We start from the raw sequence: 17069 nt of genomic DNA, 5'->3' as shown, positions 1-17069 counted from the left end.
TTGTGTAATATAGATTCTTTGGATTGAAATGAGGCTCCGGGCTGCTGTTACCAGCAATCTGGGGCCTTATTGATGTGAGTCTATGGCTTAGCCTAATATGACATTCATGAAACGTTTTGCGCGGAGATCACGTTATAATAGAGTAGATTAGGGCTGGATCTTCATTTGTAACCATGAGGTTTCGGAAGCCGATGTGCCTTTCAGTGATTCTCCGCCATCGTCATTCATACGGGAGAGCACGGTTAATGTTATGGACAAGGCGAAGGCGAGCAGCACGTATATGAAAATGTTTTTTTTGTTCATAGGGAGGTACCTCTCTTGTTGAATGAGCTAAAGTAGACATCCGGCCGTTATGAGAAAAAAAGCACAACGTCTGGTATAGTAGAGTTAGCAGGGCCAAACATAAATCGTTCCTGTATATCACTATATGGATGTATAGCGGTGCAAACAATGGAACAAATCTGATGATCTTATCATTATTGTTACAAAATGTTTATAGAGATCGAGTGATCATTGAAGGTGGGAGAATAACATGCGGGAGACGGCAAAAATCGTCATTCGTACGCCAGGACAGGAAAGTGACGGCTCATTCGCTTATGTAAGCCAAGGTCGCTCCATTACCGTGGGACGTTACACAGGCGGCAGTGGGTTGGACTTGTCTGTCTATAATCAGATGATATCGAAGCGGCATTGCCGCATTCATTATGATGCACAACAGCAGCTATGGATTGAGGATCTGGATAGCAAAAATGGAACCGAACTGAACGGGCAGCGCCTCGTTCCGTATGAGAAATATCCGTTTGGCGAGGGAGACAGCCTGACGTTGGTCAACGGCCTGATCCAGCTTCGCACGGAAGGCGATCTTGGAGAGACCAGGGAGTATCGGGTGTCAGATCTGCTGGGTGAAGGCGTACGTTTACAGGATCACCTGCAAACGGTGCAGATTGGAGAAGTGGAAATTCCACTATCCAAGAAGGAATATCAGCTGTTCAAGTTGCTGTACAGTGAGCTGGACCACTTTGTGACAAGGGAACAGATTGTGGCTCAGGTGTGGCCGGAGCGGAGCATGCTGGAGAGTGAAGCGGTAGGGATCGACGAGATTAACTCGCTGATCTATCGGACGAATCGCAAGCTGGGTGTACACTTTACCATTAAGTCTGTATACAAAAAAGGTGTATATATGAAGTCTCATGTACCGGAATGAAGAGTAATAACAAAGGGATGAGTTCATGTTCATCATTTACCTGATTCCATGGCTGATTGCCGTGGTGACATTGATCGGCGTCATATCCATCGTGCTCATCAGTTGGAAGAATGGAATTTCACCGATGCCCACATCCAGCCGTGTCAGGCAGGTGGTCATTCAAGAGGTGAACCGGATTCCCGGGTACGGGGATGTGCTTGAAGCGGGCTCCGGATGGGGCACACTGGGACTGGATGTTGTAAGGCACTGTCCTGGGAAAAGGCTGACTGGGATTGAGAATTCTATCATTCCCTTGTGGTCTTCTCAATTGATCGCCTATCTTAGTGTTCGCTTAAGGCGAGCGAAGGGAAAAGGGTATTCTCTTCATGGCAGGCTGCGTTTCATGCGCGGGGACATCTACACCAGTTCCTATGAACATGCAGACTGTGTCATCTGTTATCTGTTCCCGGGAGCCATGACCCGGCTGCTGGACAAGTTCAGTCGGGAGCTTCCGCCTGGAGCCAAGGTCATTAGCGTCTGTTTTGCCTTGCCGGGAAAAGAACCGCTACGCACCATTACATGCCGCGATACCTTGCGGACCAAGGTGTATGTCTATACCTTTTGAGGAGAAGGAGTGCATCGACTTCACCTTGGCAGAGCGCTCTAATCCTGTTTCCAAAAGAATAACGAAAGAAGGCTCCGAACTCACTGTGAAAGTGAATTCGGAGCCTTTTCTGTTTTAGTCTGAATAGGCCAGTTAACCTTTACCGCTCAGCATCATGTCTTATTTTGCAGAATCCGTAGTAGTGCCTGTGCTCTCAGAGGTTGTACCGGATTGCGTCCGATTTCTACCGCCTGCGAAGCCGCCTTGGCCACGGCCTCCTCCTGGACCACCCATACCTGAATTGGCTGTAGTTACACCAGATTCATTCACCCAAGTTACATTGCTTGTCGATTGGAAGGCAACCACTTGAGTTCCACCACTATACGTACCGTCTGTGTAGAGTCCATCTACCGCTTTACCTGTGGACGTACCACCGGAGTAGATCACGTAGGAACCATCTTTCGCAAGATCCGGAGAGCTGACTACCACCGTTTGATAATCTTTTGCCGGAGCGAACGTCAAAATGTTGTTGCCTTCGCTATCTTGTACATGTACAAGTGTTCCAGCTTTTTGGGTTGCAGGGAATGTCATCACAATGGTATTTTGCGTAGACGCATCAGATGTTCCTTGTACCATGCCAGAGCTTCCGGCAGCCACGAGGTATCCACCACTGATTTCAAATGTGCCATCATAATCCAATGCTCCGTTGCCGCTATCCGTCGGTCCGTTCACAATAACCGTTCCGCCAGTCATGTTAATGGAACCATTGGAATCCAGTCCATCACCACCTGCGTTCACAGTGAGGGAACCACCGTTAATGTGGAACTCGTTATTGCTCGCTGCTGCACCGCCCATACCGCCTGGTCCACGTCCTTGCTGATTAGCAGCTGTACCTTGGGATGCCTGATCGGTAGTCGATGTTGTGCCCGTCGTTTCGGTCACAGAGATGTTGGATGTCGTTGCGGCATCAGTTGCTGTAGTCGTGCTATCTGTACTTGCCGCTGTATTCGCAGTTGTTTCCGTCTCGCCACCTGCAGCATTTACGCCATCATCGGATGCCGTTACATCCACATCCCCATCGTTCAGGGTGATGATTGCCCCCTCGAGTCCTTCGTAGCTCTTCGCAATGGTGATGGTTCCACCGTTAATCGTTAGCTCCTGATCTGCATGAATGCCGTCATCACCAGATTCAATGCTGAATGTTCCATCGTTGACGGTTACGTTATTGTTGCTGTGCAGGGAATCATCCATGGAATCAATGGCATACGTACCGCCATTAACCGTAAGGTCTGTACCTGCTTTGAGCGCTTTGGCACTTGTGGACTCGGTTGCTGTTGTTGCTGTATCCGCATCGGCATTGGAATCCGTCGCTGGTGCTGCACTAGCAGAGCTGGATACTGCTGCGCCGTTCGTATTAGCACCTGCATTCGTACTGCTGCTATTCGGAATCTCCGGCATATCCGCAGGAGGCTCGCCATCCGGTGGTGTACCCATATCGGTTGGTGGTGTGCCGCCACCCCATCCACCGCCACCGCCGCCAAAAGGACCTTCTTCTACTTTGGCTGGTGCGTTGGCGCTGCCGCCGGCAGTCACAATGTTGTATGTGCCGCCATCCGCAACGAGTGCGGTTTCGGCTTGAATACCGTCGTTGCCACTCTGAATATCGAAGGTACCTCCTGCGATAGCAACGTAGCCTTTGGTGGTATCCGTGTCATTGGTCGATTTAATGCCGTCGCCTTCGGCTTGAATGGTAATGGTACCTGCCTGAATGGCAACCATATCTTTACCTTTGATGCCGTCATCGGTTGCTTTGACACTGATGGTACCGCTAATGATTTTCAGGTCATCCTTGCTTGTAATACCTTCGTTATAGTTACCTGTGACGGTTAATTGACCTGCACCGTTGAACGTAAGATCCGCTTTGCTGAAGATCGCAGCATCCGGCTCGTCTGTCGTAGCGTCGGCGTATACATACGTTTTACCATCGGAAACGGTATTCTTGGTTCCTTTTTCGAGTGTAATCACCGCTTTACCGGCTTGCTGAATGTAGATCGCTGCACTGTCGTTATCACGAATGGTTGCTCCGTTTAATACGAGATGCACGGTGCCCTTATCGGCAACGTTGACCACGATCTGGCCGTCAGTAAGCTCACCGCTAAGTACATAAGTGCCTGCCTCGGAGATGGTTACTGAGCCATTCGCTGCTTTGGCACCCGAACCGGTTACCGTTGCCGTTGTTCCGTTCAGCTTAATCGCTGTGGAATCCGCCTCACTCCAGCTAATATTGGTATCGTCAGCATCCAGAGAGACCAGGTCTGCGTATTTTACAGAAGTTTGCTCGCTGACGGATACCGTTTTGGTTGTTCCTGTCGTTGACGTTGCGGCATTGGCCGTTGTGCTTGTGGTTGCTGGTGCACTGCATGCTGCGAGTAGGCTGGTAATCATAGCGATGGACCATAGTTTGCTGCCTGTTATCATGTTCTTCTTCATATTGGATCGTTCCCTTCGAATTAAAAATTAATATTCTGTTGTTGGACTCATGGTTAAGGAGATATCCAGGTTGCCGTTCCGTGTACGGATGGCGTCGAGGAATTCCTTTTGGCTAACACTTTCGTGAATGGTTACACTGTAGACCAGCTCATACAGACTGCCGAGTTCGGTCGTTCTGATTTTTTTCAGATCAAAAGGTACGTTGAATGTATGGAACACTTCATTAAGTGCTTCTTCATAGCTCAAGTTTTCGGGAATGGTGACTTTCAGCGTTTTCAGCTGACTTTTCTTGCCGCCGAAGTTGAAGCGACTCAGGACAAACATCAGAACACACAGGATAATGGTGAACAGCACCGCGTATCCAAAAGCGCCTACACCGCAGGCAAGACCGGAAGCCATCGTGAACAATACATAAGCAATGTCTTTTGGATCACCAGGCGCACTGCGGAAACGAATGATGGAGAAGGCACCCGCCAAGCTGAAAGCTCGTGCGATGTTGCTGCCGATGAGCAGGATGATGATGGCGACAATGACGGGCAGGACAACCATCGTTAAGGTAAAGCTCTGGGAGTATGTGCTTTGGTTGGTCTTCATGTAGGTGAGGCTGATGACGAGCCCCAGAAGGATGGCAAGACCAATGGTAATGACTGCGTTGTTAAACGTCAGGTTGGTATCGGTTAGGGCTGAGCTGAAAAGGGAATCAAGCATATAGGACACGCTCTCTTTCTATGATCGTTTTATCTTGTTCTATGGATGGGTTGAAATCGGTACCTGGCACAAGAATGCGTTCTGTCTGATAATTCAGGTTCGTTGTTCGCGCCAGATGTCTGTACTCGTTGCCGTATTTGGAGAATCCGGTACGGTACAGTCCATGCTCGGAAAGTAGTTGTGACAGCCACATCGGAACGGTTTTCTCGGCCTTCACTTCCATCAGCCACCGACCGTCCTTCACCAGCGGTTCACCGTAATCTCCCTGTTCCAGCTTCAGATCGTATCTGCGGCTGCGAATGTTGGTATCAAAGGTAATGCGGAGATCGCGGCTGTTCTTGTCGAACAACGCTTTGCGTTCATACGCCAGATACACTTTCGGTTCCAGATCGTATACCCGAAGGAAATATTTGATCTCTTCGACAACCTGCTTATTCATGTAATCCGCCAGCTCTGGCGCCTGTCCCGAGCGAACGAATTCGTAGGCTTCATCCAACTTCAAGGCTGTTCTGCGCTTGTTCACCAGGCCGAAGACTTTCTTTTTGATCTCCAGATACACTTTGGCATTTTCTTCAGGTATTCCATAAGCCCGCAGTCTCAGCTTCTCCTTGTATTTCGGTTTGGAGAGACTGGCGCGGATCAGCGAATCTTGTGGAGTGTCAAAGTACAGGTTACTGATGGAGTAATACTCATGTTTCTTGTTGTAGGCATCCAGCTCCATGTATTTCAGCAGGTCATTGTAGAAATGTGCGTACTGCTCATCCGTCAGAAGATACTTGCTCTCATATCGGTTGAATACTTCAATCGCCATGTGGGACTCATTCCTTTCGTTTGCGAGTTGTATGTTTTGTTGCATCGTGTATTTCTTCCATGTCTGTATCTTAGAGCGCCAACCTTGAATGAATCTTAAATGGTTTTACATTGCGTTAACATTTTTTTACCTTCCTATAATAGTGCGCATGCACAAAATGAATTAAGATTGATTCAAGGTTTGATTGATAGAATAGGTGATATCATAAAGGGTTAATGAAGATGAATAATTCAAGCAGAGGAATGAATAGATCATGAGAATATTAATTGCGGAAGATGAGGTTCATTTGGCAGAGGCTGTGTCGCAGATTTTGAAAAAAAACAACTACTCCGTGGATATGGTCCACGACGGCAGATCAGGACTGGATTATGCGCAGAGCGGTATATACGACCTATTACTGCTCGACATCATGATGCCGGAGATGGACGGGATCACCGTCCTGAAGAAACTTCGCAGTGAAGGGAATCATACGCCTGTCATTCTGCTCACTGCCAAAGGTGAACTGTCGGACAAGGTCACAGGTCTCGATTATGGTGCCGATGATTATATCGCCAAGCCTTTCGCCACAGAGGAATTGCTGGCCCGGATTCGTGCAGCCTTACGACGGAAGGGCGAAGTGGTTCCCGAGGATGGACTGAAGTTTGGCGACATTGAGCTGAATACAACCCAATTGAAGCTGAGCGTTCAGGGGAAGGAGATCAAGCTGAACTTGAAGGAGAATGAACTGCTGGAGCTGTTGATTGCCCGCAAACAGGCGATTACCTCCAAAGAGCAGATTATTGAGAAGTTATGGGGATTCGACTCGGAAGTGGAGTATAACAATGTGGAGGTCTATATATCTTTTTTACGTAAAAAATTAACCTTCCTGAACTCTGCTGTCCGCATTAACACGATTCGGGGTGTGGGGTATGTACTTGAGGTGACGTCCTGATGTTCAAGAAACTCCGAAATCGATTCCTGATCGTGAATCTGGTGTCCATATCTATTATGATGCTGGTGGCATTTGCGACGATCTATACGATTACTTATCAGAATGTGCAACGTGAGACGAATATGGAGTTGTACAAAGTGTCGGATTTCTACCATAGTCCTTATAATTCATCCAAGATGCCGCGTTCAGAATCACTACCTTCCGATGCTATGGGTGGAGATAATGGAGGACCGGGAGGTGATCCCAACTCACCTCCCGCACGTTCCGTTTCGTTCATGATTAAGACGGATGATCAGTGGAAGATTACGGATACGCATTCCCGATTTGATATGGAAGAAACCTTCTACACCGAGGCGCTGCAAAAGGTTGACCAAGATAAAGTTGGTGATTCGGAACGACAGACGGGACAATTTGCACTGGATGGAACGGACTGGGCCTATGTGATTGATCCGAGCGTTGATGGACATATGATTGTGTTTATTGATGTGACGGCACAACAAGGCATTCTGACGAATCTGATCTATACATTTGCTGTGGTTGGACTGGTTATGCTGATTGTGATCTACTTCTTGAGCCGTTATTTTGCAAATCGTTCCATTGCACCGGTCAGAGAAGCGTTTGAGAAGCAAAAACAATTCATCGGTGATGCTTCACATGAGCTGAAGACGCCGCTGGCGATCATCAATACCAATGCCGACGTGCTGCTGGCGAATCAAGAGGATACCATAGCCAACCAGGCGAAGTGGCTTCACTATATCAAGTCGGAGACCGAGCGCATGACCGGACTTACGAATGATCTGTTGTATCTGACCCAGATGGACGACTCACGCTCATCGATGATTCATGCAAAGTTCAATATGAGCGATGCGGTGGAGAGTATAATTTTGCCGATGGAAGCCGTAATATTTGAGAAAAACATTTCCCTCGATTACAACATTGAGCCGAATCTTATGGTTCATGGGAACAGTGAACAGATTAAACAGGTCATTCTGATCCTGCTCGATAATGCTGTGAAGTATTCCGGTCCCAAAGGGTCCGTGAACGTCACTCTCCAGAAACAGAATAATGATGTCATGCTGGCCGTGTCCAACACAGGGGAAGGCATTGCACCGGAACATCTGGACCGGATCTTCGATCGATTCTATCGCACCGATTCGTCAAGAGCACGCAAACATGGTGGGCATGGTCTGGGTCTGGCGATTGCCCGCTCCATTGTGGATCAGCACAAAGGAGAGGTGTATGCTCAAAGCGTGGTCGGAGAAGGCGCTACATTTTACGTGCGGTTGTCGTAAGGGTTTGAGAGATGCGCTCCTTCACTCTGGCCCTATAATCGTTCGTCAGGCATAAGTTCTGCCGGTAATGGGTTAACCTATGCTACAATGGCAACAGTATGTATGACTCAAGATGACTCAAGGAGATGAACTAAACGTGGCAGAAGCAAATTCAATTAACGAACAAGAAATGATGCAATATATTGCAGATAAAACGAAGGCAAGCCAGGCAAATATCGCTCTTGTGCTGAAGCATGAGCAAGCGTACATTAACAAGGCGCATGAGAATGCCAAAGGTAACGATGTGGATATTGACGGCGATGATCTGGCTGACTACATTCTTAGTCGTAAAGATGTGAAGCTGGATGAGTTGACGGTGGAAAGCATTTTGGATGCTGAAATGGACTATCTGATGGATAAGGGTCACGCAGGGTATGTCGATTAAGTTCGGTATAGAACATTTAGCGAACCTGACAGGCACTATTCAGGCGAATATCGCTTGTATGGGAATTTAACGAATCTGAGATTCATTAGTTCGGGAAAGTGTTGTACTGAAAAAAGACCTCAACTCCACGTTACTGTGGTGTTGAGGCTTTTTTTGGATTGTAGCGAAAGGTATCCATTCCTACGGGTTGCCTGTCGGTGTAGCTCCTACTAAGGATGGAAATGGAGTTCTATCGACCCAATCTATCGAGCAATCCTACCGTTTGCAGCTTCTTATTGACCCATCATGCCGCCATCTACGGTGTAGAGGGAAGCTGTTACATAGGATGCTTCTTCGGACAATAGGAAGTTCATCACCGCAGCGACTTCTTCCGGTTCGCCATAACGGCCCATTGGAATGCTGGACACGGTTGCCGTTTGATAATCTTCCACGTTACCGGAATTAGCTTCGATCTGGCGCATCATACGTGTGTTGATTGTGCCTGGCAATACAGCGTTAACCCGGATATTATAAGGTGCAAGTTCATTCGCAGCGGTACGCGTGAGACCGACTACGGCATGTTTGGACATAATATACGGAGACACAGCAGGTGCACCCATCAGACCCGCGAGGGAAGAGGTATTGAGAATCGCACCGGATTTTTGTTTTTTCATGACCGGAATGACGTTCTGCAGACCCAGGAATACCCCGCGAATGTTAACGTTATAGACCGTATCCAGTGCTTCAACACTCAGGTCTTCGATCAGCCCTGTTGGGCCTTCAATCCCGGCATTGTTAGCAAAATAATCGATTCGGCCAAATGCATCCAGTGCTTTTTGCACATAGTTTTTCACGTCTGCTTCTTGGGATACATTCGCTTTTACGGCGATTACATGCTCTTTGTCGAGGTTCAGATCGGTAATCGTCTGTTGAATGGCTTCTTCATTCAGGTCCACCAGAACCAGGTTGATTTTGCGCTCAGCGAGGCGGCGTGCCAATTCTTTACCAATGCCTCCGGCTGCTCCTGTAATAACGGCTGTATGTGTGTAAGATGTACTCATGAGTTAATCCGCTCCTTATTCATTATTGGCAGGTATTTCTCAAAAAAAGTTTCAACCTGTCGTCTATCTTTCCTGTCTCAATGTTAAGATATACATAGCAGTATGACAATAATCATTGACAGCGCATATGTCAGCTATCGGACAGAGATGTAAGCGGTGTTCATTTATATTACAATAATGAACAAAGGAGGCGAGAATGTTGATCATTGAACATCCTCAGGACCGGAGAGCACGAAGAACACAGGATGCCATCATCGCTGCGGCAGTTTCTTTGATATTAGAGAAAGGAGCGGATGCTTTAACCATTCGAGATATTACGGAGCGGGCGGATTACAACCGAGGAACCTTCTATTTACATTTTCCCGGCAAACCGGAGTTGTTGCAGTTCATTCTGGATGATTTCATGCAGGGAGTGGGGCGAGCTTATGCAGAACCATACGCACAGCTCAAAGAAGTGGACATGACGGCATTGCTGCCATCCACGATGCCTGTATTCGAATATATTGAAGCCCATCAGGATATCTTTCGTGCATTAATAACGATGCATTCGGATATGGGTTCCAGGCTGTGCAATATGTTTAGAACGTATCTAACCGAAGATTTTGTATTGGTGACCGAGGATAGTGAGTGGACGATTAATTACGACATCATGTTAAGTTATCTGGTATCTGCTACGGTAGGCGTGATCATGCATTGGGCAGAGATTGGATTCAAATATTCTGCGCATTATATGGGAGAGCAGCTTACGGCACTGATTAACATCAAACCGACCCGTCTGCTGATTGAACCAGGGCAGAAGGGTCGGTCTATTCATGAGCGTATGCTGTTGGATTAAGTCAGATTATCCGGTCATGGAGGCGTTCGCGGCCTGTTGCATCTGAAGCAGCTGTTCGCGGATCAGGACCGATTCTCCGACCATAATTAATGCGGGATTATTCACTTGATGTGACAGGGCGAGGGAATGGAGTTCGGCAAGTGTGCCGGTAATAATGCGTTCCTCCGAAGTGGTTCCCCGTTCGATTAAAGCCGCAGGGGTGTGTCCACTTTTGCCATGGTGAAGCAATTCATGTTGGATCTGGGGCAGTTGGCTAATACCCATGTAGATGACCAGTGTATCCACACTATGAGCGAGCAGGTCCCAGCGAACCGAAGATACACTTCCATCACTGCCGGTTCCCGTGACACATGCGAAGGATGAAGCAACCCCGCGATGGGTTAACGGAATAAGGGATGAAGCGGATGTACCTACAGCCGAAGTGATGCCAGGAATGACCTCAAATGCAATCCCTGCTTCCGCCAGCACAAGCGCTTCTTCACCACCACGACCAAAGATAAACGGATCGCCACCCTTGAGTCGTACGACTTGTTTGCCTTCTGCTGCATGCGCAGCAAGCATCCGTCCAATCATCTCCTGACTCATGGAGTGAAGGCCTGGAGCCTTGCCGCAGTAGATGCGGAGTGCTCCTTCACGAGCCTCAGCGAGCAATTGGTCATTCACAAGCCGATCATACATAATGACATCTGCGGACTGAATACGTTTCAGGGCTTTTACCGTAATCAGATCCGGATCTCCAGGACCAGCGCCAATAATACTAACCAGGCCCCGACTCATGATCGTGTCCCCAGTTTCGGTCCAGCATCGGAACTTGCCAATCCTGAACGACCACCTTGAATGGTCGCCAGTTTGGTCGATAGCTTCACCGGATTTCCCCAGTGGTGGGCGGCATACAGACCGAGTCCAGTAAATACGGCTCCGCCTATGAGATTGCCCACCAACACCGGAATTTGATTCCACAACCACCAGTCAGCGATACTGACCTGTGCGCCGAGCATCATGCCTGCTGGAATGACGAACATATTTACCACAGCGTGCTCAAATCCCTGAGCGAAAAATATCGTAATGGGCAGCCACATCGCTACGATTTTGCCCAGTGTGGAAGTGGACGTCATCGCCATGACAGCCCCGAGTGTGACCATCCAGTTACATAGAATGGCCTTGATGATGACCAGAACAATGCCTGCTCCACCCAAATGCTGATACCCCAGTGTCTTGGCTTCACTGGTCTGGATCAGCGTCTGAATCAAAGGATTGCTCATATCCGTACCCATCTTCGTAATGGTCAGGCCGTATAAGAGAGCATAGAATGCACATCCGATCAGATGACCGGTGATCACCCAGAAATAATTTCGGAGCATATCCATCCACGTAATTCTACGTTTCAACACTGCGAGTGGAAGCATCGCAAAGTTTCCTGTCACCAATTCAAGACCCAGCAGAATAATAATGACGAATCCAGCCGGGAATATCAGTGCACCTGCCAAACCAACGGAAGTTTGAGATACAGCGGTATATGCCAGTGTGGTTGCAAAGGCAAGGATAGCCCCCGCCAGAAAACCGCGGATCAGCATCTGTACCCGGTTCATTCTGGCCTTGCTTTCACCAGCTTCGACCATCGATTGCAGCACTTCTGCAGGTTTAACAAAATCCATAGCGCACGCCTCCTTGATGTCAGGGTATCTCTAGCATTTAGCCCGCAATCGTGATGTAAATTTCTCCGCTGTTGCCATCCACTTCTGTTTTGTAGGTATTCAAGCAGCCTTCATCCGGCTCATGTACCTTACCGTTACGTAGATCAATTTTCCAATCATGCAAAGGACAATGAACGGTTGTCCCGCATACCATGCCTTCCGACAGCTTGCCGCCCTTGTGAGGGCAGCGATTCTCGACGGCGTGCAGACTTCCGTCACTCAGCTTGAAGACTGCAATTTCGGTATCCTGTATCAGGAATGTCCGTGCTCCCTTTTCATCAATATCCGCAAGGTGTCCAATCCGGAATTTGTTCATTGCTGTTCCTCCTCTTCTAGTGAGTTACCGGCTCGGCACCGGACAGTGGGGTGAAGTTTTTACGCAATTTCTCGTCTTCAATGATTTCTTTCCAAGGATCAACCGTGTGACCCAGTGTAACTTCCAGACGTTCAACCAGAGCGAGACGTACATCCCGATCCGCCAATGCTTCCTTCACATGATCCAGACCTACCCGTTCAATCCATGCCGCTGTTCTCTCATTCCATTTTGCGTTCTCTCTATAGTATTGCAGGTAAGAGTAAGTCCACTCTTCCACTTCGGCATCGGTCTTCACCGTACACAGCAACTCGGCTGCACGAACCTTGACTCCGGCGTTACCGCCAACATGAATCTCCCAAGCGCCATCAATTGCGACAACACCCAGATCCTTGATGGTTGCTTCAGCACAGTTCCGCGGACAACCAGAGACAGCGAGTTTCACTTTGGCTGGAGCCACCATCTTGTCGAGTTTTTTCTCCAGACGAATACCCATCTCAATGGAATCCTGTGTGCCGAATCGGCAGAACGTATTACCTACACAAGTCTTCACCGTACGCAGCGCCTTGCCATAACCGAAACCGGAAGGCATATCGAGCTCTTCCCAGATCTTCGGCAGGTTCTCCTTCTGAACACCAAGCAGATCGAGTCGTTGTCCACCCGTGAATTTCACCAAAGGCACATCGTATTTCTCTGCAACAGTCGCAATCTTGATCAATTCCGCCGGGGAAGTGACACCACCATAGATCCGTGGAATAACGGAGTAGGTACCGTCCTTCTGGATGTTGGCATGATAACGTTCATTGGTGAATTTGGATACACGCTCGTCTGTGTATTCAGCCGGCCAGATCATACCGAGATAATAATTGAGGGAAGGACGACACTTGGAGCAGCCTTCCGGTTCATTCCAACCGAGAACATTCATGACTTCCTTAACGCTTTTGAGTCCCATCTCCTTGATCTGAGCAACAATCTCATCCCGATCATAGGATGTGCAGCCACAGATGCCTTCTTTGGTCTGTTCGCCTACATTATCACCTGCGTAATACGTGAGCAGATTTTCGATAATAGGTTTGCATCCGCCGCAAGAAGCGGAAGCTTTGGTACAGGACTTGATTGCACCGAGCGTATTACAGCCTTTATTCAGAACAGCATCCCCGATGGAAGCCTTGGTAACACCGTTACAACCACAGACGATCTCGTCATCCGGCATACTGGCCATTCGTTCTGCGACAGATGGGCCAGATCCGGAGCCACCGGAAGGTACGCCGAGCAAAATTTCTTTCTCGCGACCACTGATGTTCTCGCCACTCTTAATGAGGGAGAAGAGGGATGCGCCGTCTGTGGTATCTCCGAACAATACAGCCCCGATCAACTTTCCGTCTTTGATTACCATCTTTTTGTACACACCATCGACGTCATCCTGAATACGAATGCTGCGAGTGTCCGCAGCGTCTTTGAATTGTCCGGCAGAGAATACGTCAACACCGGATACTTTCAGCTTGGTAGAAGTGACTGAACCTTCGTATCCTTCGGTTGCCGCGCCAGCCAGACGTTTCGCGAGCACCATACCTTGTTCATATAATGGAGCAACCAGTCCGTAAGCAATGCCACGGTGTTCTGCACATTCGCCGACGGCAGAGATGCCAGGAATGCTGGTATGCATATAATCATCTACAATGACTCCGCGATTCACATCGAGGCCGGTATTGCGAGCCAGTTCAATCTGAGGGCGAATCCCGACTGCCATGACAACCAGATCCGCTTCAAGCACCGTTTGATCAGTGAAACGTAGGGCTTTTACTCGATGTTTCCCTGTGATCTCTTCGGTATGTTTGTTCAAAAGGAACTTCATGCCCTGCTCTTCAAGCTCCCGCTGAAGCATTAGGCCTGCCGGCAAATCCAGATTCCGGTCCATCAGATGGCCGTTAATATGGATGACAGTGACGTCCATGCCCAGATTAAGCAGTCCCCGTGCTGCTTCCAGTCCAAGCAATCCGCCTCCAATGACGGCAGCTTTACGATACTTTTGTGATGCTTCCATCATCGTTTCACAGTCTTTAATATCACGGAATCCGATAACGCCTTCCTTATTAGCGCCGGGAAGTGGCAGGATGAACGCCTGTGAACCCGTTGCCATAATCAGCTCATCGTAGGTTGTGCGTACACCATTCTGAGATACAACTTCCTTGCGCTCGGCATCGATCTGAACGACTGGGTCACCCGGGTATACCCGAATGCCGTTATCTTCATACCAGGTCCACTCGTTGATTACGATATCTTCGATCGTTGTTCCGCCAGCCAATACAGAGGATAGCATGATACGGTTGTAGTTGGGATGCGGCTCTGCGCCGAAGACTGTAATTTCATAAGCATGCGGAGCAAGCTTAAGGATATGTTCAATTGTGCGGATTCCCGCCATGCCATTACCGACCAGCACCAGTTTTTTCGTTGTACTCATTATGATTAGCCCCCTTAGGTCCATTCTGCAAACTGCCTCAAAACCTTGTCTCTAAAATCGAAAAAGCCTGTTATGCCTCGGAGGACTGCGCATATACATACGCATCCCTTGCTCCGAGATTGCAAAACAGGCTTCATTGCCGTTTCAACCAGCTACGCCGTTGTAACTGTGATCGATTCAAATATGGAGTTGTTATGGCTTAACTATAAAAGATCGATCTAACCATGTCAAGATAGTTAACATAAAAAAGTATTTGAAATTTAAAGTTAATTATGTTTACATGAGTTTATTGGAATATCAAATGGGACGACGACGTTTTATGGACATACCTCCATAAGATTGAAGGATTTAGATGAAATTAGCATACCGGATACGAATTAAACTGTAGAAAAGGTGCCATGGGCACTGTTTAACCCTTTTTTATTGCAGGATGGCGAGGCATGAAATGCTTATCAACATGTTGAATTCAGAATGTATAATCATGACTATTTGGTTTTTGTCAGGTAACATGACACATTTATTGCTTTTATGTATTAACGCCTTAAATGTTAGGGACTCTGACTATACGTAATAGGGAGGGATTGATCCATCATGCGATCTTTATTGGTCATCCGTGTACAACCAACGATAGCTGCCTCATCCGGTGCAATCCCTCTGACACCGGAGAAGCTGCTGGGAGCAAACGGGTACCATGTACAGGTGGCAGGCAGCGAATCGGAAGTGCTGAAGCTGGCTCGTGAGGCGGAAGCATCCATTTTGCACCTATCCCTGACTGATGTGGAATACTGGGGGAATTGCCTGGGAAAGGGGAAGTCGGATACCCCGTTGCTCTGGTGGTGCGCGCCAGACACGGCCTCCTCTTCCGCAGAATCGTGCGAGGTCGAAACCTCACTTGATGGAATACTTACACCATCGATGACCGGACCGGAGATCCACTGGACCCTTCACTTTGCAGCCCGCCGCTACATGGAACGCAAGCAGTGGGAGCAGGAACGGAAGCAGCTGCAATCCAGACTTGAAGATCGGAAGTGGATTGATATGGCGAAGGCTATCCTTAGTGATCTGAAGCAGATCTCCGAGGCCGAAGCCTATGACCTGTTACGCAAGAAAGCGATGGATGAACGCAAACGGATGGTCGATGTGGCTACAGCGATTGTGAAGGCACATCAACTGCTCCAGTCTTAATCGGAAGGAGGATTCTCCATGGATATGTCTCAGATACTCCGAGAGGTCGGACGTGGGAAACGAGGCTCGCGTGATCTGAATTATACAGAGGCACTGACCGTAGCAGAGAAAATCCTGAAACAGGAGGTTTCCCCTGCCCAGACGGCTGCATTTCTTATGGCTGAACGTATGAAAATGGAAAACGTCGAGGAACTGGAAGCCTTTGTTCATGCTTGTCGTAACAGTGCGGAACGTTTCTCCGTATTTCAGGACGGATTGGACTGTGCCGGTCCTTATGACGGACGGACAAAGTCATTCATGGCTACGTTTCCGGTTGCATTTGTACTCGCAGCGGCGGGGTTGCCGGTGACTTTACACGGGAGTGATCCTTTACCACCCAAATGGGGCGTTACGTTGTCGGTATTGTTGAAGGAAGCAGGAATAGATACAGGTAAGATGGATCGTGAAGATGCCCGGAGTGCTGCAATGCGTTCGGGTGTCATGTACGTGTCTTCCGAGGATTGGTGCGCGCCTCTTCGTAAGCTTCGTCCGTTACGGGAAGAGTTGGGCTTCCGCACGGTGTTTAATACGGCAGAGAAACTGATAGATTATAACCGTTCACCATACCTGGTGTTTGGTGTGTTTCATAATACCTTTCTGGATCGGATTGCGAAGCTGCTTACCCGCTTTGCCTACCGCCGTGCTTATGTGATACAGGGAATGGAAGGTTCTGAGGATCTGTACATCGATCGGCCAACCCGCGTATACGCAGTAGAAGACGGAGATATGAAGCTGGAACTGATTGACCCCGCAGCTTATGAACTGGATATGCCTGTGCCGGAACTGGTATGGACGGCTGCCAAACAGCTCGAAGTGGCAGAAAGTGTTTTAAGCGGAGAGGGTCATATTGCTTTTGTGAATCAGGTATTGTTAAATGGAGGCTTCCGCTTGTACACGGCCGGACGTGTCAATTCCATTGAAGAGGGCATATACACTTGTCAGGGGTTGCTGGAGAGTGGAGCAGCATATCGCCTCTACCAGCAGTGGTGTGTCTCCATGGGTGGCGAACTGCCGGATAGCAGACCAATGTCCATCTATCCGGCATCGTCCAGATAATGT

At 48.5% G+C, this 17069-nt stretch carries 17 protein-coding genes; 8 read left to right on the top strand and 9 right to left on the bottom strand.

Translation table 11 applies throughout. The features are described from left to right. Positions 1-147: 147 nt before the first annotated feature. Positions 148-303: a hypothetical protein gene (locus tag AC4G47_RS29320; protein ID WP_491104031.1), complete on the bottom strand. Its 156-nt coding sequence runs from the start codon at positions 301-303 to the stop codon at positions 148-150. A 229-nt stretch (positions 304-532) separates the two neighbouring features. Here AC4G47_RS29320 and AC4G47_RS29315 point away from each other — a divergent pair, with 229 nt between their 5' ends. Together AC4G47_RS29315 and AC4G47_RS29310 are read left to right on the top strand one after the other, a co-directional pair. After that, complete coding sequence (locus tag AC4G47_RS29315; RefSeq protein WP_491104029.1) at positions 533-1204, top strand: FHA domain-containing protein; 672 nt, start codon at positions 533-535, stop codon at positions 1202-1204. A gap of 25 nt (positions 1205-1229) precedes the next feature. After that, positions 1230-1808 (top strand): class I SAM-dependent methyltransferase, encoded by a 579-nt coding sequence (locus tag AC4G47_RS29310; RefSeq protein ID WP_491104028.1) that lies wholly within the window; start codon positions 1230-1232, stop codon positions 1806-1808. Positions 1809-1967: 159 nt separating this feature from the next. Here AC4G47_RS29310 and AC4G47_RS29305 read toward each other — a convergent pair whose 3' ends face one another. Genes AC4G47_RS29305 through AC4G47_RS29295 form a run of 3 tightly spaced genes read right to left on the bottom strand, consistent with a single transcriptional unit; the run spans position 1968 to position 5796 of the window. After that, positions 1968-4277 carry a carbohydrate-binding domain-containing protein gene (locus tag AC4G47_RS29305; protein ID WP_491104027.1) on the bottom strand — a complete coding sequence of 770 codons (2310 nt, stop codon included), beginning with the start codon at positions 4275-4277 and terminating at the stop codon, positions 1968-1970. Between the two features lie 27 nt (positions 4278-4304). Further along, positions 4305-4985, bottom strand: a complete 681-nt coding sequence (locus AC4G47_RS29300; protein ID WP_491104026.1) for a DUF4956 domain-containing protein — start codon at positions 4983-4985, stop codon at positions 4305-4307. Then, on the bottom strand, positions 4978-5796 hold the full coding sequence (locus AC4G47_RS29295) for a polyphosphate polymerase domain-containing protein (protein ID WP_100528190.1): 819 nt from the start codon (positions 5794-5796) through the stop codon (positions 4978-4980). Before AC4G47_RS29295 ends, AC4G47_RS29300 begins: the two co-directional genes overlap by 8 nt. A gap of 253 nt (positions 5797-6049) precedes the next feature. On the opposite strand from AC4G47_RS29295, the gene AC4G47_RS29290 reads away from it, so the two are divergent. The 3 genes from AC4G47_RS29290 (at position 6050) to AC4G47_RS29280 (ending at position 8443) form a co-directional block, all read left to right on the top strand. Then, entirely contained in the window at positions 6050-6727 is a 678-nt protein-coding gene (locus tag AC4G47_RS29290; RefSeq protein WP_036612327.1) for a response regulator transcription factor, read from the top strand. Further along, positions 6727-8019, top strand: a complete 1293-nt coding sequence (locus tag AC4G47_RS29285; RefSeq protein ID WP_491104024.1) for a sensor histidine kinase — start codon at positions 6727-6729, stop codon at positions 8017-8019. Before AC4G47_RS29290 ends, AC4G47_RS29285 begins: the two co-directional genes overlap by 1 nt. A gap of 169 nt (positions 8020-8188) precedes the next feature. Further along, complete coding sequence (locus AC4G47_RS29280; protein WP_124116914.1) at positions 8189-8443, top strand: hypothetical protein; 255 nt, start codon at positions 8189-8191, stop codon at positions 8441-8443. Positions 8444-8715: 272 nt separating this feature from the next. Here the strand turns inward: AC4G47_RS29280 and AC4G47_RS29275 are convergent, their stop codons facing one another. Continuing rightward, positions 8716-9483: an SDR family NAD(P)-dependent oxidoreductase gene (locus AC4G47_RS29275; RefSeq protein ID WP_491104023.1), complete on the bottom strand. Its 768-nt coding sequence runs from the start codon at positions 9481-9483 to the stop codon at positions 8716-8718. Between the two features lie 196 nt (positions 9484-9679). On the opposite strand from AC4G47_RS29275, the gene AC4G47_RS29270 reads away from it, so the two are divergent. Then, entirely contained in the window at positions 9680-10318 is a 639-nt protein-coding gene (locus AC4G47_RS29270) for a TetR/AcrR family transcriptional regulator (RefSeq protein ID WP_491104021.1), read from the top strand. Between the two features lie 6 nt (positions 10319-10324). Here AC4G47_RS29270 and cobA read toward each other — a convergent pair whose 3' ends face one another. From cobA to nirB, 4 genes are read right to left on the bottom strand one after another with little or no spacing between them, the layout of a single operon-like run. Further along, a complete protein-coding gene (gene cobA / locus AC4G47_RS29265; RefSeq protein WP_491104020.1) occupies positions 10325-11095 on the bottom strand; it encodes a uroporphyrinogen-III C-methyltransferase in 771 nt (256 codons plus the stop codon). Then, positions 11092-11973: a formate/nitrite transporter family protein gene (locus AC4G47_RS29260; RefSeq protein WP_491104019.1), complete on the bottom strand. Its 882-nt coding sequence runs from the start codon at positions 11971-11973 to the stop codon at positions 11092-11094. The genes cobA and AC4G47_RS29260 overlap by 4 nt, the downstream gene beginning before the upstream one ends. A 37-nt stretch (positions 11974-12010) precedes the next feature. Beyond that, on the bottom strand, positions 12011-12328 hold the full coding sequence (gene nirD, locus AC4G47_RS29255) for a nitrite reductase small subunit NirD (RefSeq protein WP_076213936.1): 318 nt from the start codon (positions 12326-12328) through the stop codon (positions 12011-12013). Between the two features lie 16 nt (positions 12329-12344). Further along, positions 12345-14786: a nitrite reductase large subunit NirB gene (gene nirB, locus AC4G47_RS29250; protein WP_491104017.1), complete on the bottom strand. Its 2442-nt coding sequence runs from the start codon at positions 14784-14786 to the stop codon at positions 12345-12347. A gap of 591 nt (positions 14787-15377) precedes the next feature. Between nirB and AC4G47_RS29245 the strand changes: the two genes are divergently transcribed. Together AC4G47_RS29245 and AC4G47_RS29240 are read left to right on the top strand one after the other, a co-directional pair. Continuing rightward, a complete protein-coding gene (locus AC4G47_RS29245) occupies positions 15378-15971 on the top strand; it encodes an ANTAR domain-containing response regulator (protein ID WP_491104016.1) in 594 nt (197 codons plus the stop codon). A gap of 18 nt (positions 15972-15989) precedes the next feature. Next, positions 15990-17066, top strand: a complete 1077-nt coding sequence (locus AC4G47_RS29240) for an anthranilate phosphoribosyltransferase (RefSeq protein WP_458124564.1) — start codon at positions 15990-15992, stop codon at positions 17064-17066. The last annotated feature ends 3 nt before the right edge of the window (positions 17067-17069 follow it).

The sequence above is a fragment of the Paenibacillus sp. Negev47 genome (assembly GCF_058313655.1).
The sequence above is the reverse complement of the archived record's forward strand: the minus strand, read 5'-3'. Positions and strand labels throughout refer to the sequence as shown.

What these genes read in the sequence shown, in the direction of transcription:
- AC4G47_RS29320 (WP_491104031.1), bottom strand. Translation starts at nt 303, where the DNA reads ATGAACAAAAAAAACATTTTCATATACGTGCTGCTCGCCTTCGCCTTG.
- AC4G47_RS29315 (WP_491104029.1), top strand. Translation starts at nt 533, where the DNA reads ATGCGGGAGACGGCAAAAATCGTCATTCGTACGCCAGGACAGGAAAGT.
- AC4G47_RS29310 (WP_491104028.1), top strand. Translation starts at nt 1,230, where the DNA reads ATGTTCATCATTTACCTGATTCCATGGCTGATTGCCGTGGTGACATTG.
- AC4G47_RS29305 (WP_491104027.1), bottom strand. Translation starts at nt 4,277, where the DNA reads ATGAAGAAGAACATGATAACAGGCAGCAAACTATGGTCCATCGCTATG.
- AC4G47_RS29300 (WP_491104026.1), bottom strand. Translation starts at nt 4,985, where the DNA reads ATGCTTGATTCCCTTTTCAGCTCAGCCCTAACCGATACCAACCTGACG.
- AC4G47_RS29295 (WP_100528190.1), bottom strand. Translation starts at nt 5,796, where the DNA reads ATGGCGATTGAAGTATTCAACCGATATGAGAGCAAGTATCTTCTGACG.
- AC4G47_RS29290 (WP_036612327.1), top strand. Translation starts at nt 6,050, where the DNA reads ATGAGAATATTAATTGCGGAAGATGAGGTTCATTTGGCAGAGGCTGTG.
- AC4G47_RS29285 (WP_491104024.1), top strand. Translation starts at nt 6,727, where the DNA reads ATGTTCAAGAAACTCCGAAATCGATTCCTGATCGTGAATCTGGTGTCC.
- AC4G47_RS29280 (WP_124116914.1), top strand. Translation starts at nt 8,189, where the DNA reads ATGATGCAATATATTGCAGATAAAACGAAGGCAAGCCAGGCAAATATC.
- AC4G47_RS29275 (WP_491104023.1), bottom strand. Translation starts at nt 9,483, where the DNA reads ATGAGTACATCTTACACACATACAGCCGTTATTACAGGAGCAGCCGGA.
- AC4G47_RS29270 (WP_491104021.1), top strand. Translation starts at nt 9,680, where the DNA reads ATGTTGATCATTGAACATCCTCAGGACCGGAGAGCACGAAGAACACAG.
- cobA (WP_491104020.1), bottom strand. Translation starts at nt 11,095, where the DNA reads ATGAGTCGGGGCCTGGTTAGTATTATTGGCGCTGGTCCTGGAGATCCG.
- AC4G47_RS29260 (WP_491104019.1), bottom strand. Translation starts at nt 11,973, where the DNA reads ATGGATTTTGTTAAACCTGCAGAAGTGCTGCAATCGATGGTCGAAGCT.
- nirD (WP_076213936.1), bottom strand. Translation starts at nt 12,328, where the DNA reads ATGAACAAATTCCGGATTGGACACCTTGCGGATATTGATGAAAAGGGA.
- nirB (WP_491104017.1), bottom strand. Translation starts at nt 14,786, where the DNA reads ATGAGTACAACGAAAAAACTGGTGCTGGTCGGTAATGGCATGGCGGGA.
- AC4G47_RS29245 (WP_491104016.1), top strand. Translation starts at nt 15,378, where the DNA reads ATGCGATCTTTATTGGTCATCCGTGTACAACCAACGATAGCTGCCTCA.
- AC4G47_RS29240 (WP_458124564.1), top strand. Translation starts at nt 15,990, where the DNA reads ATGGATATGTCTCAGATACTCCGAGAGGTCGGACGTGGGAAACGAGGC.